Raw genomic sequence first — 24,673 nt, forward strand, 5'->3', positions numbered from 1 at the left:
CGTCTCATACCGTGTTTTGCATCCCATGATTAACATGATTATAGCTTAAGCGATCACTGCTGACACCATGCTGTCAGCAGGGTTTTGCTAAGCTGTGATTTTTAACAACAACCAACGAATTGAGGAGAAAAAATATGATTGGATATGTAACCCTTGGAACCAACGACTTCCCACGCGCCGTGGCTTATTATGATGCTTTGTTTAAGTCCATTGGTGTCGGTCGCTATATGGAAGAGGACAACTATTTTGTGGCTTGGTCACCTGCCCCTGACGCCCCCGCGCTATCGGTAACGATTCCGTTCAACAAACAAGCGGCGACTGTAGGTAATGGCGTGATGGTGGCCTTGTATTTCGAGTCGCCTGCACAAGTGGATGCGTTTTACCACAAAGCCTTGGAATTGGGCGGAACTGATGAAGGCAAACCTGGTTTTCGCCCGACAGATGCCACCCAAGGCTTTTATGCCGGATACTTCCGTGATTTAGATGGCAATAAGCTGAATGCGTTTTGTGTGGTTGAGTAAAAGCCCATGGATCCGAGCCCGTTACATCGGGTTCGGTTTTATTGGAACAAAACCGCAGAACCCCTGAGTCTACTGGCTATCAGCCTACCATCAGCTCGGCCTGTTCGATATGATCATACTCATCGGCATTGAGTTCATTGAACCAATCTGACCAATAATTCAATAACCATTCGGCATTGTCTTCGTTCAAGTTTCCGGCTTCATACACATGAATGCTGTGATCGAGTAGGTCGTTGCGGTAAAGCACAGGATAGATTTTTTGTTTTCGCAAATCAAAACCCAGAACCACAGCGGGGTCAGCCTTCAATTGTCCATTGACTGAAACCACATGGGCGTATTCAATGTACACATCGATGAAGTCTTGAGAATGGCTAGGAAAAACTTTTTTTATCAGCAAGCGTTTGCCTTCATCATTCATCAACATCCCTTGTTTGAATTGATTGTTTGAGTCAATAAACCCCTTGAATTTCATTTTGATGAAAACATCACTACCTATAGAATCGCTCACAAATTACCTCACAGTTTCTTATCATTTTTCCTTGCTTCAATTTTTGCTGTGATTCTTTGCAGAATCCTCAAAATCGAATACATAATTAATGATAGCCATTCACTGTAAATTGAACAATTTCATTTCACCAAAGATTGAATTTAAGGCTAAAAACCAACTTAAAAATGTGTTTTTAAGGTGGAAGTGTAATTTTATATCAGTCATTAAAAAGCAGACTGCCACATTTTGGCACATAATTATCAGCCTTTGATTTGCTGATGACTGGATTGGTTTCAAGTTGGTGCTAAGGAAAATAATGGAAACGGCCGCTTTATTATTTGGTGTTCCTGAACAAGCCCCTTTTAAGCCCTCTTTTAGGGTTACATAAAATACATTATGTGACCTTTAAGTTGGTGGCCAATTTTACTGTACCACTACAGAGCTAGGTTTTAAGGGATACGGGATAAATAGGGGTTTTGCGCACATCTCCTCGAAAAGCTAAATTAAATGACTTAACATACTGGTATATTTAATATTAAAATACAGAGAATCTAATGAATGTGACTGTTCTTTTTAAAAACAAACTTCCTTTCTTTATTGTTTATTCAATGTATCCACTGCCTTACTAGGGTGCATAGTATTTGTAAGATTTCATCTGGCCACCAATAAAGTCAGATAATGGATGATTGAATGTTTTTCAAATGACATTATTACTTGATAATTTGAATTTTCGATCATTAGATAACACTTCACTTTAAATGGAAAAAATATGAAAAAAACTACCTCTATATTCTTTATTCTTGGAATGGTAATTACCCAATCATCACTGGCATCTAGTTATTTGTTTTTTGGAGACCCATGTGTGGTTAGTGAAACCAATCAACAATGTATGACAGTCATCAATACCGTTAACAACTCTGGAAAAAAAACATGTTTGTGGAGAGCAGCTCAAAATGGAAAACCACTTGAAATTTTTCATTGTCAAGCAGCAAGCACAATCAACTCATCAAAAAACTGGACCAAAACCAGTGTCAATTATGATGTTTTCGAAATGAAGTCTCATGATTCATGGCCAACTCAAGATCCTTTGGGACTTGAGCATGCATACAACACAGGAACTTTACTAGATACTGATCAATTAACAGCTGAATACGGTAAGATCACAGCTCCTAATGTATGCCAAATCAGTAATCCCTCTGAACAATGTACAACAGAAATTTTTGCCAACAAGCTTGGAAAGTTAAATGGTTGTATTTGGCGCAAACCAACCAACGGTAAACCACTCGAAATCTTTGCATGTAATTCTGTGGCCATTCCAAATTACTCTAAAAATTGGACTAAAACATCATCAACACCTGATGATTTTGTATTCATGTCACATGTAGGGTGGCCAACACAGGATCCAATGGGCTTAAATCATGCTTACTCTCAAGGGATTGTATTGGATGAAATGACAATACAAGCCAATATTGTATCCACCGGCCCACTACCAGAAATCACTTCTGTCACTGCTGGATGCAAACATCGCTACTGTTTAAACATCAGAGGAACTGATTTCGCTGCAAATGCATCTGTAATAGTAAGGGAGAACAGAATTGGTTCTGCACCAAGTACGTTTAGAGATAATTTAATTTACAACCGCAGTTTCACTACCAATGAAGATAAGTTTGTGGTACCAATTGTTGACATGAGTAGACAAGCTCACTTCAGAAACAATGGACTTTGTATTAGGGTCAATAATAACGGAGACTTAAGTAACGAAGTTTGTTTGACACGTCCTGCAAATATAGAACCACAACCACCCTTGATGGGCTCTCCAGTTCTAAGTTACGATTCTCAGCAGGATGTCCACGCAGATTCATACATAGTGAAGGGCGCAACTAACAATGTTCTGAAGTTTTTTGGTAACAGTTGGAAAAAAGTACCAATGAACTACACTGTGACACCAAATACAATCTTGGAGTTTGATTTTAAATCAACCCACCAAGAACCAGAAATAACAGGAATTGGTTTCATATTACAAGGGCAAAATAACATGAGTTTTAATCGATTCTGGCAAATTTTTGGAACAGATATAAACCATGGTAATCAATCTCATAGAAACTACGTTAATCAATCTGGTTTTAAATCTTACCGCATCTCTATAGGTGAAGTTTTTACTGGTCAAATTTCACACATAGTTTTTATCTCTGATGAGGACACTAGGGTGGGACAAAGCGTGATTTTCCAGTCTCCTAATTTAATTGAAGAGGTTAATAACTCTGGACCTAGTGGTTGGGACTATGGTTTGACTACCCGAAATATTCGTTCCTATGTAGACTTTAATGGTGATGACCAATTGTTTGACTTTATTGATGAAACTGACCCTTCAACGAGACACTACCGTATTGGTATCCAAAATGAAGCTGGTTTCGGTCATGGGTTTCCTGGTCCAAACGGTCTTAGTTATATGCCAAATGGCAGTAGCAGTCCTTCTACAATCAATTGGTTATCAAGTAGCGAAGGGGGTTACACGGTTGAGATGAAAACTGATCAATATACTTTTGATGAAGTGAATTATCAGCCAGGTCGCAATATGTTTACTTGGTTTGCCTTTCTTGATAAGAATAGCGATACCAATCCTCATCCGATGGACACTCAAGTTTCTCTGGATGTTAAGTACAATGAGTACAACACAGGCGGATCTGCTGGCAGAATGATAGTAGGTATGGACTTGGTTTTAGATGGGGTTTGGTACGAAATTGAAATAAACACTTATATGAAACAGTGGCAGCATTATGATCGAGAAGTGGTATTTAGCGATTTTGTTGGAACAAACAAGAAATTTATAAATATTAATGGTCGTTTTTTCAATGCCGAGGTACCGTTAAACTCATGGTACAGTCTAATAATCGACTGGGAATACGTACTAAATTGGTTAATCGATAACGGTCACATTCCTTCAGGTGTAAGAAGCAGTCCAACACTTAAACCTAGCTTGAAAGTTGCCATTGAAAATATGTCTAAGTCAACTTCTGGAACGGGTAGTGGTGTTACACATTTACAGTTTAAGAACTTAAAAGTTGATGCAAAACGTTAGTCTAAAGCAACTAAACTGGACAATTATTTAATAGAAATAAAGGGTTCAGTACCCTTTAGTGTTGTGGCTGAGAGTTTCTTTGCCACTCTAAAAAATGAATGGGTCTACTTGACTAAGTACAAAACCAAAGATGCTGCCAAAAGCAGCATCTTTGAATATATTGAATTGTTTTACAATCGAATCAGGCGACATTCATATTTAAATGATGAATCACCAACCGATTTTGAAAGTAAGTACTATAATAAAATCTAGTGTCCAGTAAATTGGGGGATTTTCATACTGACCGCTTTAGTTTCAAAGAAACCTATAGTAAGCAAAAAATATGCTGCTTTAATTATAGGTTCTCTAAGGGTGTCTGATTAATTAAATTTAAAACAATACAAAGACCAGAGAATAATTATGATAAGAATATCATTGTTCATTACCTCCTTAGGGATACTTTTTTTACATACTTCAAATGTAGCTGCATCAACTTATATGGATACATCCATAGAAAGTTTGATTGACTCTGCAGATTTAATTATTAGTGGCAAGGTAGAAAATAAATCATCACAATCAGAGGATGTAATTGTTGAACTACAAACCAAAGAAAACAATAAAATCTCAACTCGAAAAGTTAATACTCGGACCCCAATGACATCATTTGTCATAAAAATAGATGAAGTTATTAAAGGGCAACATTCAGAGGAGTTTGTCACTGTTAAAATGGAAGGAGGCTGTGGTGATGATGGAATGTGCCTAGAGGACAGCACTAACTACAATTATCAAGTCAATGACAATATAGTGATTTTTTTGAAATTTGATCAGGACAATAATTATTATTACTCTAGTGATGGTAACCTTACAGCATTCAAACAAAATGAAAACAAAAACATTTACCGAGAAGATAACTTTAAATTCATAGAAAAGAACACTAATATTGTAAGAAATGAAACTAACAAATTGATACTTTCTATAGATGAATTAAAATCAAAAGTTAAAGAGATTTTAGATAACCAATCAAGGGCAGGCACTTCAATCACACCAGCTCTGGAATAGCTCTAATCCAATCAGTGTTGAATGGGGTGCCTGTCCCTGGTTAGTTCTTGATGTGTTTGTTAGGCATTTTTACCTACGGTTCCACGAAGAATATCTAGCTTATTGCTTGGAGCGTCCGGAGACATAAAATTAGGAATTGTCCTTTCATTTCTTCGAGGACGACCAAGGAATTCTATGGGCCATTCGGTAATACGCTCTTCTTTAACGTGAACATATTCCCCAGGTTCAGATTCGTCTATGTATTCTTTTTGCAAAACAAGAGCAAGCGGTGACTCAGCTCCACATTCCTCGAGGGAACATTCTAAAGCGGTTTCGCAATCCTCGAATGCATAGTAGTAATCGTCGCCTTCTTCAGGGTGACACCAAACTCTGTATTCAAGCACCTCATCCCACACATAGCCCCCTCCCGCTTTAGCGAGAGCAGGATATTCTCCAACCATGCTCGGGTCTTTAACTTTGGGGTACACGCTTAACTCCATGTAGTGCCTAACGCCAAGCTCTGGCATTTAGTGAGCCAGCGAACAAAATTGCTAGCTGCGTATTGTTAGGAATATTAATTGTAAACTTAATGCTCATTATAGTGCTCTTTTAGTGTTTCTATGGACAAACAGTTACCTTTATTTCTTTTATGAAAACTGCGATCCGGACATTTCCTATAATCGGTATGCATGTACGAAAAATCAGTAACACATCCATTATCTTCGTTATAGCTTATAGATGTGGCCATATATTTTATTCCAGTATCTTCAGCGAAATCCTTAGGACTAGGTTGCAGTATAAATTGCCATTGATTTTGATTATCAAAGGTGAAATCAACTCTTTTTCCACCAGTTAAAGCCACAATCAACGGTGTTTCAAACAATGTACCATTTTCATTTTTAGGGTACTTAATTTTGACACTATGCATGTATGCATGAACGAGAATACTGTTGTTACAGGACTCGCCGTAAGGCACTTTCTTGTCGTTCATTGGCTGACCGTAAGAGCAATAATCTCTATACCAATTCGTGTCATCCATTGTTATCGGAATACCAACCACCAAAACAGGTTCATTTTTTGGCAAAGGTATTACCGCACAGCTAGTTAGAAATACTAGAATTGCAAAGGTGCAGTTGATTTTTCCAGCCACTATAGGTTCCTAACGCCTCACATCAGCGGCGCAGCATTACTGCGTCCGACTGCATGTGTTTGTTATGTGCGACGGTTTCGAACATCGATAGCTTTTTCTGGATCAATATGTACTCCTTTTTTCTTCAGCCTTGCTCTAACACCACAAAGTTGTAACTTACCAAATCTTGCCTCATACAACGGAAAGACAAAGCCCACACAAAGAATAAATAATACCAGAACTTTCCAATAGCCAAAAACAATAATGAATAAAAGTGGGGTGGAAATAATAATTGTCACAACCCAAAAAACCACTCTGTTAAGTAAAGTGCTTTTTAATTCGAAATTTGCGCCACAAGAATTACATTGAACCTGGCTTGATGACCAAAGATAAACACCAGCTTCTACAGATTTATTATTACATTCAGCACAAATTCTAATCATTGCTTAGTCCACATAACAATTTATTATAGGTGCATTTATGCATACTATCATCTGTTTACCTTGTTATAAATGCATTAAAAAAACCATGATATTACCATAAGTTGTTGATTTCTTACATTATAGGAAATTATTTAATGCATCTATAGTAGGTTATAGACGGATATAAATGCACGATTGCACTAATATCAGGTAAATTCTTAATAAAAGTGCATTTTGAGGAGTTTTTCTTTGGATAAGGTTATGTGCTTAGTCGCCAGGAAACACTTAGTCAGCATATTTTCATCCTTTAATTAGTATCACATAAAACACGTTATGTTTTACTAATAAAGCATTCTTAGAATGGCCTCAATGGGCTTAATAAATTCAGGCCTTACCAGATTTTCTGGCCACAAAAGTATTCAATCAAAAAGTTCAGTTAAGTGGCTTCATCTGATTTATGTCCTGGATGGGCTCCGCCTGAACCTTTGGGTTCAGCGATTTTTATTGATGGGGATTTATTATTGAGTGACTGTCTTATGGAGAGCTGTTAAAATTAATTGATACCAGCACCTTAAGCAGGAGAATTGACTTTTATGCCTACTTCATTCATTGTGATTGATGACTTTCTTGATGACCCTTATCCACTGCGAAATGCAGCACTTGGCTTGAAATATCCAGCGACCAAAGGGCCTTATCCTGGGCGAAACTCCTCACAACAAATTGAAATCGAAGGCTTGCACCATGAAGTGTCTCGTCTGGTAGGGGAGCCCTTGTTGCCGATGAGTCATAACCAAGCCCATGGTAACTGTCGAATCGCTTTGGCATCTGATGTCGGTACAGCCAAAGTGCATGTTGATGCTTCTCATTGGTCTGGCATTCTCTATCTCAGTGAGCCAGAAGACTGTCGTGGTGGGACTGAATTCTTCCGTCACATTCCAACCAATACCGAGCGAGCACCCTTCAGTGATCAAGAAGCGATGGAAAAATTTGGCGTGCCTTCCGCTAAGCAGTGGACGTCAGATATATTGGACAGAGACACCAATGACGATTCAAAGTGGGAGATGACCATGAGGATTCCGATGCGTTTTAATCGCTTGATTCTGCTCAGGCCATGGCTGTGGCACACGGCTGGAGAGAGCTTTGGTGATAAAATTGAAAATGGTCGTTTGGTGTATCTGATGTTTTTTCGTCAGGCCAATGGCTGATTTTTTGCCGATAGGTATTTTAACGCTTCATTCTGTTCAATGAAGCGGTCATAAACCATCCATTTTGTTTTATATGGCCACGACTGTTGTGCGAACCATGGGATGTGCCGCGCAGGTTCTATTGGGTTTTATTGATACAGCCATGAGTCTCATTCACAATATTTTTCTAAATAAAGACGATGACTCGGCATTTTTATCACGGTGTCTCTGATCGCTGCACGCATATAATCAAACCGTTGTTTGAGGTCTTCAATATCAAAGCTGTCTAAAAATGGATCATATTTATCGGGCCACATACCAAGCCCAAGAAATGTTGAGGCTCGAGAACCTTCGAGAAATGTTTCTAGCTCATAGGAGGCCGATTGACCATGAATGCTGAACAATGCGGTTTTGTGTTTCAACGAATCTGGTAAGGGCTGTTGACGCCATTGATTCCACATCATCGACTCTTGCTTGGTGACCGATAAATAATGTAACAGGTTATAGTCCCGTATATTATCAAGCTCCAATTGCGTCAAACGGTTGTATTCATTAACCAATGCCGGATGACAACTTTGGTCCGGAAACAAATTAATGAATCGCTGTACAGCCACTTGAACCCATTGTAAATTGGACATTTCTAACGCCTCAAAATCTGCAGCCGCTGAGCCAAAAGCAATACAATTTTTAGACCAGTGCTGTTGTCGCTGTCCTGAGTGAAGTTCACGCAGGGAAGGTTCACTGAAAGTATTCGGTGAAAGTCCTGTGGTGATTATATTCTTGGCTTCAGCAAGACTGACTTCGTCACTGTTATAAACAAACTCTCGTACAATCGTATTTAATAGCGGGACATGGCGAAACCAACCCTTGGTCTTACCTGCCACTTGTGTATAAGGCATCACTTCGCCTTTGGATTTAATGGTGGTTGATAAAACCCGGTTCGCCGGTAACCAACAAGACCAATCTTCACGACCAACCCCCATTACTTTTTCAATTAAACTGGCAGCGTTTCCAGAACAATCGATAAACAGGTCCGCCTTGAGATTTTCACCCTTTTCCAGGGTGACGGAATTTATAAAACCGTTGTTTTCATCCAAACTAACATCAACAATATTTTCAGTCTTGAAGTGAGCCTTATCTTGTAACACATGGTTAAGCAAATATTGTTTATAAGCAGTGGCATCAATATGTAGCGAGTAAGCCATGGTCGAAAAAATTGAATTAGGGTCGCTTTGTGGATGCATGAACCTATTATTTTCAGCCGCAACGGCACTCAAAGCATATTCACTATAGGCCGTGTTGTCGCCTGACTGATGCATCTTTGTTGCAAAGTGATGAAACCCAACAAATTCTGTGGCAGCACCATGTGGACCTAATGGTTGCGTATAGCTATGTCCAGGTTTATTCCAGTCCTGATAAATCGTAGCCAACTTAAATGTAGCCTGCGTGGCTTGCATGAGCGCTTTTTCATCGATGCCAAGTAGGCGATGAAATTCATGGATTTGTGGCAGCATGGACAAGGCTGCTGATTGTTCGTCATCCGCGCCAATCAAAGTTATTTTTATTTGTGGCATGGACTTTGCGATCGCAGAGGCCACAGTCACCGCTGTTATTCCTCTTCCAACAATTACAATGCTATTTATTTCTTGGTTCTTCATGTTTGGTACCGCTGGGCTATAGACGTTTATTGTTTTGATGACTTGGACAGGGGATTTGAAATCAGCTCACCCGCACAATACCGGGCAAGCGTTTCGTTGTGTGTGGGCATGGCTTTGGCCGCTTTGGCAACATCCGTTCTCATCTGTGCCATAAGCCGCTTGACCTCTTGTGGATCAACCACATCAACCCTTGGGTCATAGGAATCAGGTTTGATGCCTTGACCCAACATCACTTGCAACCAATTGTGCTCGATAAATAAATCTGAGTTTTTATGTGCAGTGTGACCACTGTGACGGAATACATCGATGCGATGTTGTAGCTCATCAGGGATCTTCATGGTTCGACAATAATTCCAAAATTCAGAATCATTTCTTCGGGTCATATGATAATGCAGCATGATAAAGTTTCTTGACTCTTCATACTTGATATCCATCCTTCGATTGAATTCATTTTCTGTGGCCGGTGCAAAATCTTTACTCGGAAAGTTCCTGATAAGCAGTAGGATAGCCGCTTGAATAAGCGCAATACTGGTAGATTCCAGTGGCTCTAAGAAGCCCCCAGACAGGCCAACGCCAACACAGTTTTTATGCCAGAGTTTTTCGCGTTTTCCGGTGGTAAACTTCAATAAACGAGGCTCGTTAATGGGTTCGCCTTCTATGTTTTCCAACAATTGATCCAAGGCTTTGTCTTCACTGAGGTATTGGTCGCAAAATACATTGCCATCGCCGGTGCGATTTTGTAGCGGAATCCGCCATTGCCAGCCCGCAGTCAACGCGCGTGCACGTGTATACGGTGGTATGGGTGTGTCTTCATTTTCATAAGCCGTAGAAACAGCCCAAGCGCGGTTAACAGGTAACCAGTGACTCCAATCTTTGTAGCCTATCTTATGCGTTTTTTCTAATAACAAGGCCCTGAAACCAGAGCAATCAATAAACAGCTCGCCTTCAATACACTCACCGCTTTCTAGCGTGACCGATTCGACAAAGCCCGTTTCATTGTTTTGTGTTACCTCAGTTACTTTGCCTTCTATTCTGGTCACCCCTTTTGCTTCTGACCATTTTCGTAAATAGCGCGCATAAAGCGTGGCATCGAATTGATAGGCATAAAAATAGCGAGATCCTATAGATTCATTATCAAATTGTTTATGTTCAAATTTGTCATCAACACAAGCCATATAAGGCATGTTGTATTCATGAATCCCCCCAATATCTGGGTCTTGTTGCATCTTCATCCAGTAATGATGAAAAGAAACATCGTTGATTGGGAAGCCGTAATAACCAAAGGCGTGATAGTAATCCTCACCAATTTCTCCCCAGTTTTGAAACCGAATCGCTAGCTTGAAAGATGCATTGGTTTCACGCATAAACTCCTGTTCATCAATACCAAGCCCAGCATTAAAGGTGCGAATGACCGGTATGGTGGCTTCACCAACACCCACCGTCGCAATTTGATCGGATTCAATTAAACGAACATTACATTGTTCTGGGAGGTGTCTTGATAGCGCTGCAGCAGTCATCCAGCCTGCAGTACCACCGCCGACAATTACTATATTTTTAATCATTATGTTACTTAATTTGTTGCTAAATTTATAATAAAAGCGAAGATGAAGTCTCTTCTTTTCAGATTTTTATCAGTGTAACTGCCCGAAACTTTTAAGTCTACTGAAATAACAAACTGCCATGGGAAAACCATTTAATCACAAATCTAGGAAAGGCATTCCATAGGCGACCAATATGATTTGTATGTAGTTAATGGTAAGGGATGGTTTTTGTGGGTTGGTTTGTTTAGTTAGCCGGATTTAAAACTACATATTACAAGATATAATTTATCTATTCCTCTAAATAAAATCTAACTGCATCAATTTTCTCTAATACAAAAACTCTGATTATTCGGGAAATAATCTATATATTGATTCTTTCCATCATTAAATTGTGCTGTAAAATGTACAGTGGTAGACTTTGTGATCTTTGTTAAATTTGAGTTCAATGCTTTTGGTAAATAAACTGTAAGAGTATTGTTTGATACTCTTGTTGAAACAAATAATTTTGTTTTAACCTCCAATTGACCGTTATCTGTTATTGACTCTATTTCCGCAAGAGAACCATCTGCGAATTTTGAAATTGGAATTGTTTTTTCAGGTTGCTTTTCAAATTTATCTTTGTCAATACTTATAAACAAATCTCCTTTTGAAGGCTGACAATCTCCATCAATATCAAAATAGGCTAACCATGAATAATTATTTGCATACAATTCTAAGGCCGCATGATCAATTGTTAACACTTCTGGCAAATCATTCATTGTCCATGAAACTCCAATACACTCATTACCTAATGTCATTCCAATTTCTGTCAAATCTACAAAGGACTTTCCTGCATCTCCAGAAATATCATTAAAATTAATATCTTCACCTAAACAAATTGCTTCTTTAGTGTCACAAGAAATAATATCTTCTCCTAAACTAGAACAAGATGCTTTAGTATTAAAAACTAGCTTATTTTCTAATGTATTATCAGAACATCCTCCTAGCATTAATATAAGACAAATCTGTATAGAATTGTTTTTCATAAAATTTCAACTTATGTGTCGCTCTACGGTGTTGTTCCTCAATCCCAACTCAGCGCTCCACCGGTTTGGTACTCAGTCACGCGGGTTTCGAAGAAGTTCTTCTCTTTGCGCAGGTTGGATTGTTCGTCGAGCCATGGCAGGGTGCATTCGGCGCCGGGGAACGGTTCTTCGATGCCCAGTTGGCGCGCGCGGCGGTTGGCGATGTATCTGAACTGTTCGCTGTGATCTTCAGCGGAGTAGCCGAGGATGGGTCGGCGCAGCAGGTATTTGGCATAGCCGGATTCGGCAGCTTCAGATTCGTCCCACATGTCACGGATTTTCGCTGGATCCAGTTTGACGTCGTTTTCTTCGATGATTTGTTTCACCACGCGGATGCCGAATGAACAATGCATCACTTCATCACGCATGATGTACTGTAGCTGCTCGGCGGTGCCTTTCATCAGGCCACGTCTTTGTAACGCGAAGATCGGGCTGAAGCCGTTGTAGAACCAACAGCCTTCGAAAATGGCGCCGAAGAACATGTAAGCAAGAACAAAGTTTTCCAGCTCGTCTTTGTCGTTCAGGTCGATGTTGGGTCGCATGATGGAATCCAGGCGGCGGTTGGCGACTTGAATTTTTTGGTTGATCTCTGGTACCACGCGGTAGCGGTTGTAGATTTCGCCTTGGTCCAGACCAATGGTTTCAATACAATGTTGGTAAGTCCAAGTGTGCAGGGCTTCTTCATAAACCTGACGCGCTTGGTAGATTTGAAGTTCTGGGGCGGTCATTTTTTCCATCACAGCCAGGCCGATGTTGCGCATCGCCAGAATGTCTGAGGTGGTTAAGTATGACAACACGTTTTGGTACACGTGTTTTTCATCTTCGGTCAGGGTTTTGTTGTAATCATGTACGTCTTGGGTCATGTTGACATCAAGCGGGGTCCAGTGGTTTTTGTTGGCGTTCAAGAAGAATTTCCAAGCCCATGGGTACTTGAAAGGTGCCAGTTGATTCACGTCGGTTAAACCATTGACCACCCTTTTGTCTTCAGCACGAACTGGCTCAACGCCTTTGCTGGCATTGTTCAGGGTGTTTTCTGGGGTGACATTGATGGTTAGTGCCGTCGGTTCTGCGGCCACTGTGGGTTCTGCTTTGACCGCTGGTTTTTTGGCTTCCGGTGCTTTGTTTTCTTCTTTATTCTCGCCCATTCCTAATGGATCGTCCCAATTCATCATGATATATTTGCTCCTCAATATTATTGAGTTTTAATGTTTACTTTGTGGTGCTTTGGACAAGTTCCCAGGGGCACCACGCGTGTTGTTGTGTTTAGCCAGATGAAGTCAGATCACCTGGCTGTGTGGTTTTATTGACAGGCTTCACAATCCGGATCAAGGATGGAACAGGCCAAAGGCGCTGCAGATCCTGGTTCGGCTGTGACCGGGGCCTTGTTCGAGCTGGCATCCACGCTTTTCTCAACGTGGGTGGCACCGACTGAACGGAGGTAGTAAGTGGTTTTTAGACCACGAACCCAAGCCAGTTTGTACAGCGAGTCGAGTTTTTTGCCTGAAGGCTCCACCATGTATAAGTTCAGTGATTGGCCTTGGTCTATCCATTTTTGACGCCTTGAAGCGGCTTCAACCAACCAGCGTGAATCGACTTCAAAAGCCGTCGCATATTTGGCTTTCAAATGTTCTGGGACCCGGTCAATCGGCTGTACGCTGCCATCAAAGTATTTCAAATCATTGACCATCACGTCATCCCACAAGTCCAACGCTTTCAAGTCTTCTACCAAGTAAGGGTTGATGACGGTAAATTCGCCCGATAGGTTCGATTTAACAAACAGGTTTTGGTACACCGGTTCTACTGACTGTGACACGCCTGAGATGTTTGAGATGGTGGCTGTGGGAGCAATCGCCATGGTGTTCGAGTTACGCATGCCTTGGCTTTTGACTTTGGCGCGCAATGAATCCCAATCCATGCTGACACTTTGGTCTTGTTCGATGAATTGGCCACGTTCTTGTTTCAACATTTCAACCGAATCAATCGGTAAGATGCCTTGTGACCACAAGGAACCTTCATAAGAAGGGTAGGTACCACGTTCATCGGCCAAGTCACTGGAAGCTTGGATCGCATAATAAGAGACGGCTTCCATGGTGTTGTCAGCGAAGTTGATCGCTTCTTCGGTGGCATAAGCCATGTCTTGGATGTACAGTGCATCCTGGAAACCCATCAAGCCCAAACCAACGGGTCGGTGACGCAGGTTGGATTTTCTGGCTTGTGGCACAGAATAGAAGTTGTAATCAATCACGTTGTCCAGCATGCGCATGGCGGTGGTGATGGTTTTCTCTAGTTTCTTGTGATCGATGCCGTTTTCATTCACATGGTGTGGCAAGTTAACCGAGCCCAAGTTACACACAGCGATTTCTTCGTCTGATGTATTGAGGGTGATTTCGGTACACAGGTTCGAGGAATGTACCACACCGGTGTGTCTTTGTGGCGAACGGATGTTACATGGGTCTTTGAAGGTCATCCAAGGGTGACCGGTTTCAAACAACATGGTCAACATTTTCTTCCACAAGTCGGTGGCTTGGACCACTTTGGAATTGAGGATTTTACCTTCGGCTGCCAATTGCTCGTATTCTTCATATTTGGCTTTAAAGGCTTTGCCATACAGTTCATGTAATTCAGGCACTTCTTCTGGAGAGAACAAGGTCCATGATTGTTCTTTGGCCACCCGTTCCATAAACAAATCAGGAATCCAATTGGCTGTGTTCATGTCATGGGTACGGCGACGGTCATCACCGGTGTTTTTACGCAGCTCAAGAAACTCTTCCATATCGATGTGCCAAGTTTCTAAGTAGGCACACATGGCGCCTTTGCGTTTACCACCTTGGTTAACGGCTACGGCTGTGTCATTGGCGACTTTCAAGAACGGAACCACGCCTTGTGATTCACCATTGGTGCCTTTGATGTGTGAGCCTAAGCCACGCACTCGAGACCAATCGTTGCCCAGTCCGCCGGCGTATTTGGATAACATGGCATCGTCTTTGATGGCGCTGAAAATGCCGTCCAGATCATCAGGCACTGTGGTCAGGTAACAGCTGGACAGTTGTGGTCTTAAGGTGCCAGAGTTGAATAAGGTTGGGGTTGAACTCATGAAGTCAAATGAACTCAATAATTCATAAAACTCAATGGCTCGAGCTTCACGATCGATTTCATTGATCGCCAGACCCATGGAAACGCGCATGAAAAAAGCCTGTGGCAATTCGATGCGGGTTTTACCTAAATGAATGAAGTAGCGGTCGTACAAAGTTTGTAAACCCAAGTAAGTGAATTTCTTGTCACGTTCAGGTTTAATGGCAGCGGCCAATCGAGGGATGTCATAGCGGTTAAGCTCTGAATCCAGTAGGTTCAATTCAACCCCACGCTGGATGTATTTGCCAAAGTATTCTGGATAGATTTCCAGCATGTCTTTTTGGGTGGCGTCTTTTGGCTCACCATAAATATAGCCCAAGGCTTCTGCACGGATACCGTCCATCAATAAGCGCGCTGTGACATGTGAGTAATTCGGGTCTTTTTCAATCAACACCCGAGCCGTCATGGTGATTGAAGCATTGACGTCTGATTCTGCCATGCCATCAAATAAGTTTCGACGCACGTCTTTGATGATCAGGTCTTTGGTCACACCTTTGAGGCCACGGGTGGCTTCGGTGATGATGGTGTCTATGCGTTGAAGATCGAGTGGTTTGCGGTTGCCATCGGCATCGATGACATGCAAAACCTCTGAAGGTTCTTTGGGAATGCTTTCGTCTTTGTCAGCACGCGCTTTGGCACGGGCTCTTTTTTCATTTTGTTTTTCACGATATAAAACGTAATTTCTGGCCGCTTTGTGCTCACCAGAACGCATCATTGCCAATTCGACTTGGTCTTGGATGTCTTCGATGTGCACCGTACCACCATCTTCCATGTGTCTGAATAAGGCCATGAAAACTTGGTCACCCAATTTTTCTACGGTCTCTCTGACACGTCTTGATGCCGCTGCTTGGCCACCTTCAACAGCAAGAAAAGCTTTGGTCATGGCCACTTGGATTTTAGACTGATCGAAATCAGTGACTTTGCCGTTGCGTCTGATGACTCTGAACTTGCTTGGTTGGTTGGTGGTTGGTGCTTCGGTGGTTGTTGATTGAGTTGCTGATCCTTGAACTTTACTTGACTGACTTTCCGGTTGATCTGTATGTTGCATATGACCCTTCGATATTGATTTGGCTTAAATAATTCAGGTGCAGATTGCTTGTCGCGATCGTTTGTCACCCCAATATGACTCTCTCTCTTCGGAGAAGATAATATCTTATATTTTCAGCTGCTGGCAAGGATAAAATCTGCTAAATTTTTTCCAAGGTCTAATATCAATGACTTAGCAAATTCTCTTTATTTTCTGCACAAACTTTGTTGATTAATTGATACCAAGATGGCGGGTTTTTACGCTGACAATTCGGGTGGTTTTTGGGTTTTCAATTTAAATCGGATGATATTCAAAATGGCGGCAGAAGTTAAACCGACAATGATGCCCATCCACAAACCTTCGGCACCATATCCCAGTTCGAAACACAGGTACCAAGAAGCCACAAAGCCCAACATCCAGAAGGAAAAAATACTGCTGAGCATGATGAAATTCATGTCTTTGATGCCGCGCAAAGCACCAGCGGCTGCCACTTGTATGCCATCGGACAATTGAAACACCGCGGCGTAAAACAACAGGCTGACGGCAATCGTCGCCACGGCCACATCCTTGGTATACAATCCAACAATTTGGGGTGCAAACAAGATGGTCACGGCCGCGGCCAAGACTTGGGTGAATAACACCATGCCAATGCCATAAAAGCCGGCATTTTTGATGTCGATGGGGTTGTTGCGTCCCACTGCATTACCGACGCGGATGGTGATGCCCATCGACAAGCCAAGTGGCACCATAAACAACAAGGATGAGAAGTTCAATGCGACCTGGTGGGCGGCCACGGTTTCGGTGGTCAATGATGAGGCCAATAAGGTGATCACCGCGAAGAAACCCACCTCAGCAAACATCGAAATACCGACCGGAAAACCAAGTCGGAAAAAGCGCCAAATCTCGGGCCAATCGGGTGAGTCGTATTGACTGAAAATTTTGTAGGATCCAATGATTTTGTGTTTGTGGGTGATGATGACATAAGCCAGCATTTGACACAACAAAACGGTGGCAGTGGCATAACCACAACCTTGTGCGCCCATCGGTGGAAAGCCCAGTTTACCGAACATCAAAATGTAGTTCAGCGGGATGTTCAGTAACAAGCCCAGGAAACTGACGTACATGGTGGTTTTGGTGATGGCCAGGCCATCAGCCAAGTAACGAAATGAGACAAAAAAGGCCAGCGGCAACACACCCCATGACAGTGCATTGAGGTAGGCCTTGGCTTCGGGGATGACTTCAGCTTGGGTATCAAATAAGGCAAACAAGGGATCCATAAAGCGAATCACCACGGTGAATGTGAGCCCAAGTATTAAGGCCAGCCACAATGTTTGGCGGAAAAAGCCAGGTATTTTATGGTTCTCATCAGCCCCATCCATGGCAGAAATCACCGAAGGTATGGCCATCAAAATACCAAAGACAAACAAGATGGCGGTCGACCACAAGGAACTGCCGACAGCCACTGCAGCCAGCGTCACAGAGCCCAAACGTCCCGCCATGATGGTGTCTACAAAAGTCATCGCAACCACCGTGATTTGACTGATGATGATTGGCGTTGACAGTTTGATGGTTTGGGTTATGTGCCGTTTGATTGGCATCGGTTGCATGGCTTCACCTTAAAACTGAGCTTCTGTTTACCTAAATTGGTAGAATCGATTAAACTGTTATTTTTTGCGGAATACTTTCAATGTCCAAAACTGCTTTTGTGACTGGTTCAACAGGATTTTTAGGCAGACACTTATGTCATCAGCTGGTTCAAGCCGATTGGCAAGTCACCGCAATGTGTCGAAGCATACCAGAAAATGCGCTCAAAGGCGTCAACTATGTGCAAGCGGATTTGTTGGATATGCGCTCATTGATGGCGGCACTACCTAAGCATGTGGATTGTTTGTTCCATACCGCCGCTGACACCAATACCTGGAATAAAAACAATACCAGACAAAGCCAAACCAACATCCATGGCACCCAGAACTTGCTGGATGCCGCCAAGGAAAAAGGTTTGCAAAAGTGGCTGCATGTTTCATCCATAACGACGTTTGGGGTTGATCACCACGGCATGATTGAATTAACCGAACAAGCACCCATGGAAGGCTTGAACAGCTGGGTTAATTATGTCAAAACCAAAAGCCAAGCTGAACAAATGGTCATACAACAAGCGACTGATTTACCAGCCGTGGTGGTTAATCCGACCCACATCATTGGGGTCGATGATCAGCACAATTGGATCCGTTTATTCAAGATGTTGATCAGTGATACCTTGCCGACAATTCCGATTGGTGCCGGTTCCTTTGCTGATGTGAAAGACGTGGCCAGGGGCTGTATTTTGGCGGCGGAAAAAGGTCTGGTGGGGGAAAAATACATCCTCGGTGGGAGCAACTTGAGTTTTGAACAATTCATTGACCAAGTGGCGGATGGTTTCGGGATAACGGTCAGCAAAAGGCGCAAGCCACAGGCATTGATTAAAGTGGCGGCCAAAATACAATCAGCCATCGGTTATTTATCTGGCAACCCACCTGATTTAACCCCAGAGGCTTTGCAAATCATTTCAGACCAATACAGCTGTAGCAGCCAGAAGGCCAAGGATGAATTGGGTTATACAATCAGGCCATTTGACGAAACCTTACAGGACATCAAGGCCAACTTAATTGAACGAGGGATTCTCAGTGCATAAGCATACCAAACTCATCTTTGATGCGGACAACACATTGTTTGACTTTGATCGGGCTGAAGAAACGGCTTTGGTGAAAAGTTTGGAACATTTCAAGCTACCAAAACCTGAAGGTTTGATTGATTTTTATCGAAAGATGAATGTGGGTTTGTGGCAACAATTGGATAACAAAACCATCACCATCGCACAGTTGAAACAACAACGTGCAGCTCAATTGTTTGAGTTCATAGGCCAGTCAGCAGATCCTACAGTTTTCAGCTTGCATTATTTAGATGAATTGGCGAAGTGTCAGTTTTTATTGGATCATGTGGAACATACCCTCAACCTGTTGTCTGAACATTGTGAAATGGCGATCATTACCAATGGCTTGGAACGGGTGCAAAACCCCAGGTTTGCTGCCAGTACAATCAAACAACACTTTGGCGCTTTGGTGATTTCAGAGGCATTGGGTGTGGCCAAACCGGACGCTGCCATTTTTGAGCACACTTGTGACTTGATGCAATGGAGTGATCCTGCTGCGGTGTTGATGGTCGGTGACAACTACCGCTGTGATATTCAAGGTGCGGCTGATTTTGGCATGAGGACCTGTTGGTATAACATCCGCCAACAAGCCCATGATTACAGCGACCATGATTATGAAATTCAGCGCTTTGATGAATTGTTGACGGTGCTGAAAGCCTGAATCTTTACCCAGCCGCTGGCCACAGCCAAGCAAATGTGGCTGCCACAATGGCTCCATAAATCAAAGCATCAATCAAGAAGCGAATGCAGTTTGACCAAGGATGTCCCATCCAGATTGAAAAAGGAATCAGTCCCCAACCAAAGGCCAAAAAGCTGGTCACCATCACCACTCGAAACACCGACATGAAATCAGCTCCAGCCGTCAGTGCCAATGTGGATGCATAAGCAATCAACAGACAGCCAATGATGAAATACAGCAGTTGTTGACCCAGCAGTTTACCCATTGGTGGCAGGCCATTTTCAAACACGGCCAGCATAACCACTGGACCTGCAGTGAATTTTTTCTGTACAGTTTCATCGCCCATGTCTTTCATGTCGACACAATAAGGCATGGTATACAAGCCGGGTTTTGGGTCACCCGCATGAATGGCATCGGACACCTGTTCTTCATTGCTGATGGGTTTGTAATCGGCGTTGTGGTGTTTAATCACCATGTGAAAAATGGCGCTGGCTATCCAACAGAAAAGACCACCCAATAATATAGGCAACCAAAGTTGCATTAAAGACACTGACATAGGAACCTCCAAAATAACAGTTCTAATGATTATATACCTCATTTCTCAGTGCTTAAAGAATCCGTGGGTTTTTTTGTCATCCAGAGGGTAGCCTTTGTCATCCTGAATGGAGCGCAGCGGAATTGAAGGATCTCATAACGCTGGAAAGGTTTTTCAATTATCAGGGATCACGTGGACTGTAGGAGATTCTTCGACTCGGTACCCTCGCTCAGAATGACGTGGTCTAAAATAGCAAGCTGTCATCCTGAGCGCAGCCGAAGGATCTCATAACGCTGGAAAGGTTTTTCAATTATTAGAGATTACGTGGTCTGTAGGAGATTCTTCGACTCGATACCCTCGCTCAGAATGACGTGTTCTTAATAGCTTGCTGTCATCCTGAATGGAGCGCAGCGGAATTGAAGGATCTCATGATGCTGGAGTGGTTTTCAATAATCATGGATAACGTGGTCTGTAGGAGATTCTTCGACTCGGTACCCTCGCTCAGAATGACCTGTTCTTTAATAGCAAGCTGTCATCCTGAATGGAGCGCAGCGGAATTGAAGGATCTCATAACGCTGGAGTGGTTTTCAATAATCAGGGATTGCCTAGACTGTAGGAGATTCTTCGACTCGGTACCCTCGCTCAGAATGACGTATTCTTAAAAGCAAGCTGTCATCCTGAGCGCAGTCGAAGGATCTCATGATGCTGGAGTGGTTTTCAATAATCAGGGATTACGTGGTCTGTAGTAGATTCTTCGACTCGGTTCCCTCGCTCAGAATGACCTGTTCTTAATAGCTTGCTGTCATCCTGAATGGAGCGCAGCGGAGTTGAAGGATCTCATGATGCTGGAGTGGTTTTTCAATAATCAGGGATTACGTGGTCTGTTGGAGATTCTTCGACTCGGTACCCTCGCTCAGAATGACCTGTTCTTAATAGCAATTGGAGATGCTTCGACTCGCTTCCCTCGATCAGCATGACGTAGTCTAAAATAGCAAGCTGTCATCCTGAATGGAGCGCAGCGGAATTGAAGGATCTCATGATGCTGGAGTGGTTTTTCAATAATCAGTGATTACGTGGTCTGTTGGAGATTCTTCGACTCGGTACCCTCGCTCAGAATGACCTGTTCTTAATAGCAATTGGAGATGCTTCGACTCGGTTCCCTCGCTCAGAATGACCTGTTCTTAATAGCAATAGGAGATGCTTCGACTCGGTTCCCTCGCTCAGAATGACCTGTTCTTTAATAACAATAGGAGATGCTTCGGCTCGCTTCCCTCGCTCAGCATGACATGATGTATTTTTCATTAAAAAAGGCCGCAAGTAGCGGCCTTTTTCAGTCATGGTTACTTTAAACTTGACTCATGGCTTCATCAAACTCTGCCTTGGCATGTTTGAATTGATACAATGATTTTTCAACGTACATCATCACTTCATCGACATAGCCATCGGTTGATGCTGACCAAACCCGGTTGATGTAGCGTTCGCCAGCAGCAAAGCTCGACATGATGTCAGCGAAGGCTTGGATGCCAAACAAGTGTTTCATGCTGTCACGGGCATCGGCGAAATTAATCAAATCATCACGGAATAACTTATCGATTTCAAAACGCATTTCATAAGTGGGTACTTGTTCTTTGCGCCCATTCAATGCCTCTAAGTTTTGTAACACATTGTCCAAAGAGTCAATCAAAATCTTTTTGTTGTTTTTCAATACATCACCGTGTTTGGCAGCGGCATTGGCTTCTTTTTTATACAAAAAGGCGCCAACGAACCCGACCAACATCACTGGAATGAAATAGGTCCAATTCATCAACCTTTCATCCAATGATGCCAAATAGGAGCCTGCCAAGAAGGACAGGATGACGGCTGTAAATGCTAAGTTTTTCATATATTCTCTCCTTTATCCTGCTTGCACTATGACATAAACGGCGTTACCGACACCGACCAGGGCCTCGCCGACAATCAAGCCAGCGGCAATCGGTATGCCTTTGCTGTCTGACCAAGATTTGCCTTTGGTGCGATCAGTCACTTCACGAATCAAAGTACCTATGGCATAAGTCAAAACGATGTTGAAGGGGAGGTAGAATCCGAGGCCAACAGTGATGCCTAAACCGGCTTGCAGTAAAGACAACAAACCGCCCAATACAGCACCCGCGACATATTTCTCAGTGGGCACATCACCACCGGTGATGCCTTCTACCATGGATGCCAGCGCTTGGCCTTGAGGTGCGGGAAATTCATCGCCGCCGAGCCCAAAGGCCTTGTCCAGGGTAAAGATCAGAATGATGATCACAATGGGGCCTAACCAAGCGCCAAAAAATTGTCCCAATTGTTGTTGTTTGGGGGTTGCTCCCACCAGATAGCCGGTTTTTAAATCCAACATCAAATCGGTGGCTTGACTCATCGCCACACAGGTGGCTGCGCCAACGGTGACCGCTGCGACAATCGCAGGCCCCGTTTCCATGCCACCAAAAGTTTGGGTGATCATGATCAGTAATGTCACCGCAATCAAGGTCATGCCTGAAAGTGGAGACCAATTGGTTCGTCCGATGGCTTCCGACAGAATGATACCTGCCATCCAAATCCATAAAGTACCCAGTACGGCCATCATCAAGCCGCGAATCAAGCCGACTTCCTCGGCCGAAGTAACGGCCATCACACCCAATAAAATGGCTGCGCCGACCACCGCAAAATAAAGCATTTTAATCGGTAGTTCATCTTTGCTCATGGCACTGTCTTTTTTGGCCGCAGATTGCATTGATTTGATGGCTGATTTGATCAAAGGCAAAGCGAAAATAACACCAATGATGGCACCACCAATCAACATCCCAATGCCGGTGGGTCTGAATAACATCAATCGCAACTGATTGGGATCGGTAATGGCTGCACCGGCGGCATCCACCGGAAAGGAATTGGTCAGGTCAAGCAATGGAGCCAAGACCCAATAACAAACAAAGCCACCAATGATAAAAGCCAAACCGCCACGGCCTGCAATGAAGGCCACACCGATGGTCATCAAGGACAGGTACCAGGTGCCATTGAGGTAATCGGGTAAACCCAGTTGATCAAATAAATGCCAATTTTCAACACCAAAATAGAGGCTGATAAAATGCACCAAACCAGAAACCAGCATGGCACCAACCAACATCATGGCTTTACTGATGCCCGCACCGGGGGATTTCAGAATCGAAGCCACGGCCACGCCGCCAGGGTACGTCAATCGTTCATAATCGATCATTTGTTTGCGCAAAGGAATGATGAATGCGATACCCAAGAAGGCACCAGCGATGGCACCAAAAGTCAAAACATATGGGTTGAAGTCAGTGCCGTAACCTAAAATAAAAATAGCTGGCACCGAAAACATCATGCCTGATGATGCACCATTGACCGCTGAGGCCACGGTTTGGGTGACGTTGTTTTCAACAATAGAACGGCGCCTTAACAGGCCCCTTAAAATACCAAAACCTAAAATAGCGGCCAATTCAGAACCTTCAATTGAAAAGCCCAGTTTCAATGAGGCATAACCAATTGAAATGGCCAGCACCACACCCAAAAAATACCCAACAATCACCGCATGAGGCGTGAGTTCCGGATACGCGCCGCGGGTGATGGGGCCTGTTGCAGAGATCTGCTGATCAGACATATTTTTGCTCCCGTTAGAATTATTTATTGTGGGTGACTCACCCATTTTGGCAAAAATTATAGCACAAGATGCACCTTACTTCCCTTCTTCAAACCTGCGGTTTGAAACCGGCTGCGCAAGGTTAGTTGATTGAGTCTAAAACGTTGTTTTATCCATAGAGAGTGCCTTGCTCACCTTCTTGGCCTCGGGGTCCCTACTGTTGGCAAACCTGCGGTTTGAAACCGGCTGCGCAAGGTTAATTGATTGAGTCTAAAACGTTGTTTTATCCATAGAGAGTGCCTTGCTCACCTTCTTGGCCTCGGGGTCCCTACTGTTGGTTATGCTGCGCATAAAAACCGGTTTCACAAGGGCATTGATTGAGCCTAAAACGTTGTTTTATTCATAGAATGCACCTTACTTCTCTTCTTGGCCTAGGGGTCCCTACTGTTGGCAAACCTGCGGTTCGAAACCGGTTGCGCAAGGTTAATTGATTGAGTCTAAAACTGCGTTTTATCTATGGTGGGTGATGGTTTTTTGCAGGGTGTCAGGTACACAACGAGGTAAACGTGGTTACCTCGTTGAATGGGTGGGTGCAGCTTGTGTTACTTTTGATAAATGGTGTAGACGTTTTGATCCAGATCGGTGTTCATGATGTCTTTGATCACTTCATCAATGTCTAACTCTGCGTGGCATGAACAACATTCGAAAATGTGTGTGTTCTCTAACCACTTCAATGTCTTTTTGTATTTGAATTCACAATCAGCACATTGTAAAACTATCTTTTCATTCTTATTCATAATCAGCTCAATTTAAGAGCACCTGAGCGACATTAATTGAAAGTACAATTGTTGTGAAGCAACCATGGCTGGCTCAACTCAGGTGTTACATACCCT

At 43.0% G+C, this 24,673-nt stretch carries 21 protein-coding genes; 7 read left to right on the forward strand and 14 right to left on the reverse strand.

All coding sequences use genetic code 11. From position 1 onward, the window contains the following. Nucleotides 1-134: 134 nt before the first annotated feature. Nucleotides 135-521 (forward strand): VOC family protein, encoded by a 387-nt coding sequence (locus CCS90_RS02265; RefSeq protein ID WP_099017880.1) that lies wholly within the window; start codon nucleotides 135-137, stop codon nucleotides 519-521. 79 nt (nucleotides 522-600) lie between these two features. Here the strand turns inward: CCS90_RS02265 and CCS90_RS02270 are convergent, their stop codons facing one another. After that, nucleotides 601-1,029, reverse strand: coding sequence for a hypothetical protein (locus CCS90_RS02270; RefSeq protein ID WP_133566421.1), 429 nt, complete (start codon nucleotides 1,027-1,029; stop codon nucleotides 601-603). A 748-nt stretch (nucleotides 1,030-1,777) separates the two neighbouring features. On the opposite strand from CCS90_RS02270, the gene CCS90_RS02275 reads away from it, so the two are divergent. From CCS90_RS02275 to CCS90_RS02285, 3 genes are all read left to right on the forward strand, one after another. Continuing rightward, complete coding sequence (locus tag CCS90_RS02275; protein ID WP_099017882.1) at nucleotides 1,778-4,087, forward strand: hypothetical protein; 2,310 nt, start codon at nucleotides 1,778-1,780, stop codon at nucleotides 4,085-4,087. Nucleotides 4,088-4,150: 63 nt separating this feature from the next. After that, complete coding sequence (locus tag CCS90_RS14900; protein WP_371411547.1) at nucleotides 4,151-4,339, forward strand: IS3 family transposase; 189 nt, start codon at nucleotides 4,151-4,153, stop codon at nucleotides 4,337-4,339. 147 nt (nucleotides 4,340-4,486) lie between these two features. Further along, nucleotides 4,487-5,125 (forward strand): hypothetical protein, encoded by a 639-nt coding sequence (locus CCS90_RS02285; protein ID WP_133566420.1) that lies wholly within the window; start codon nucleotides 4,487-4,489, stop codon nucleotides 5,123-5,125. 59 nt (nucleotides 5,126-5,184) lie between these two features. Here CCS90_RS02285 and CCS90_RS02290 read toward each other — a convergent pair whose 3' ends face one another. The 3 genes from CCS90_RS02290 to CCS90_RS02300 form a co-directional block, all read right to left on the reverse strand. Then, on the reverse strand, nucleotides 5,185-5,631 hold the full coding sequence (locus CCS90_RS02290; RefSeq protein ID WP_218961645.1) for a hypothetical protein: 447 nt from the start codon (nucleotides 5,629-5,631) through the stop codon (nucleotides 5,185-5,187). Between the two features lie 59 nt (nucleotides 5,632-5,690). Beyond that, nucleotides 5,691-6,254 carry a hypothetical protein gene (locus CCS90_RS02295; RefSeq protein ID WP_099017885.1) on the reverse strand — a complete coding sequence of 188 codons (564 nt, stop codon included), beginning with the start codon at nucleotides 6,252-6,254 and terminating at the stop codon, nucleotides 5,691-5,693. A 62-nt stretch (nucleotides 6,255-6,316) separates the two neighbouring features. Further along, nucleotides 6,317-6,676, reverse strand: a complete 360-nt coding sequence (locus tag CCS90_RS02300; RefSeq protein WP_099017886.1) for a hypothetical protein — start codon at nucleotides 6,674-6,676, stop codon at nucleotides 6,317-6,319. Nucleotides 6,677-7,248: 572 nt separating this feature from the next. On the opposite strand from CCS90_RS02300, the gene CCS90_RS02305 reads away from it, so the two are divergent. Continuing rightward, the gene (locus CCS90_RS02305) at nucleotides 7,249-7,860 is read left to right on the forward strand and encodes a DUF6445 family protein (protein ID WP_099017887.1); all 612 of its coding nucleotides are present in this window, start codon (nucleotides 7,249-7,251) and stop codon (nucleotides 7,858-7,860) included. A gap of 149 nt (nucleotides 7,861-8,009) precedes the next feature. Here the strand turns inward: CCS90_RS02305 and CCS90_RS02310 are convergent, their stop codons facing one another. From CCS90_RS02310 to CCS90_RS02335, 6 genes are all read right to left on the reverse strand, one after another. Continuing rightward, nucleotides 8,010-9,497, reverse strand: coding sequence for a tryptophan halogenase family protein (locus CCS90_RS02310; protein WP_099017888.1), 1,488 nt, complete (start codon nucleotides 9,495-9,497; stop codon nucleotides 8,010-8,012). Nucleotides 9,498-9,523: 26 nt separating this feature from the next. Next, a complete protein-coding gene (locus CCS90_RS02315) occupies nucleotides 9,524-11,059 on the reverse strand; it encodes a tryptophan halogenase family protein (protein WP_099017889.1) in 1,536 nt (511 codons plus the stop codon). Nucleotides 11,060-11,355: 296 nt separating this feature from the next. After that, the gene (locus CCS90_RS02320; protein ID WP_099017890.1) at nucleotides 11,356-12,063 is read right to left on the reverse strand and encodes a hypothetical protein; all 708 of its coding nucleotides are present in this window, start codon (nucleotides 12,061-12,063) and stop codon (nucleotides 11,356-11,358) included. A 38-nt stretch (nucleotides 12,064-12,101) separates the two neighbouring features. Next, on the reverse strand, nucleotides 12,102-13,271 hold the full coding sequence (locus tag CCS90_RS02325; RefSeq protein ID WP_257205602.1) for a ribonucleotide-diphosphate reductase subunit beta: 1,170 nt from the start codon (nucleotides 13,269-13,271) through the stop codon (nucleotides 12,102-12,104). 131 nt (nucleotides 13,272-13,402) lie between these two features. Further along, on the reverse strand, nucleotides 13,403-16,282 hold the full coding sequence (locus CCS90_RS02330) for a ribonucleoside-diphosphate reductase subunit alpha (RefSeq protein WP_099017891.1): 2,880 nt from the start codon (nucleotides 16,280-16,282) through the stop codon (nucleotides 13,403-13,405). Between the two features lie 236 nt (nucleotides 16,283-16,518). After that, nucleotides 16,519-17,868: an MATE family efflux transporter gene (locus tag CCS90_RS02335; RefSeq protein WP_099017892.1), complete on the reverse strand. Its 1,350-nt coding sequence runs from the start codon at nucleotides 17,866-17,868 to the stop codon at nucleotides 16,519-16,521. An 80-nt stretch (nucleotides 17,869-17,948) separates the two neighbouring features. Here CCS90_RS02335 and CCS90_RS02340 point away from each other — a divergent pair, with 80 nt between their 5' ends. Further along, nucleotides 17,949-18,932, forward strand: a complete 984-nt coding sequence (locus CCS90_RS02340; RefSeq protein WP_099017893.1) for an NAD-dependent epimerase/dehydratase family protein — start codon at nucleotides 17,949-17,951, stop codon at nucleotides 18,930-18,932. Beyond that, complete coding sequence (locus CCS90_RS02345) at nucleotides 18,925-19,611, forward strand: YjjG family noncanonical pyrimidine nucleotidase (protein WP_162846724.1); 687 nt, start codon at nucleotides 18,925-18,927, stop codon at nucleotides 19,609-19,611. The genes CCS90_RS02340 and CCS90_RS02345 overlap by 8 nt, the downstream gene beginning before the upstream one ends. 4 nt (nucleotides 19,612-19,615) lie before the next feature. On the opposite strand, the gene CCS90_RS02350 is transcribed toward CCS90_RS02345, so the two are convergent. The 4 genes from CCS90_RS02350 to CCS90_RS02365 all read right to left on the reverse strand — a co-directional run bounded on the left by CCS90_RS02350 (nucleotide 19,616) and on the right by CCS90_RS02365 (nucleotide 24,577). Then, complete coding sequence (locus tag CCS90_RS02350; RefSeq protein WP_099017895.1) at nucleotides 19,616-20,185, reverse strand: hypothetical protein; 570 nt, start codon at nucleotides 20,183-20,185, stop codon at nucleotides 19,616-19,618. A 1,324-nt stretch (nucleotides 20,186-21,509) separates the two neighbouring features. Then, complete coding sequence (locus CCS90_RS02355) at nucleotides 21,510-22,046, reverse strand: hypothetical protein (protein WP_099017896.1); 537 nt, start codon at nucleotides 22,044-22,046, stop codon at nucleotides 21,510-21,512. A gap of 12 nt (nucleotides 22,047-22,058) precedes the next feature. Continuing rightward, nucleotides 22,059-23,801, reverse strand: coding sequence for an OPT family oligopeptide transporter (locus CCS90_RS02360; RefSeq protein WP_099017897.1), 1,743 nt, complete (start codon nucleotides 23,799-23,801; stop codon nucleotides 22,059-22,061). A 581-nt stretch (nucleotides 23,802-24,382) separates the two neighbouring features. Further along, nucleotides 24,383-24,577, reverse strand: coding sequence for a hypothetical protein (locus tag CCS90_RS02365; RefSeq protein ID WP_099017898.1), 195 nt, complete (start codon nucleotides 24,575-24,577; stop codon nucleotides 24,383-24,385). Between the last annotated feature and the right edge of the window lie 96 nt (nucleotides 24,578-24,673).

The organism is Marinicella litoralis, assembly GCF_002591915.1.
Lineage (GTDB): Bacteria > Pseudomonadota > Gammaproteobacteria > Xanthomonadales > Marinicellaceae > Marinicella > Marinicella litoralis.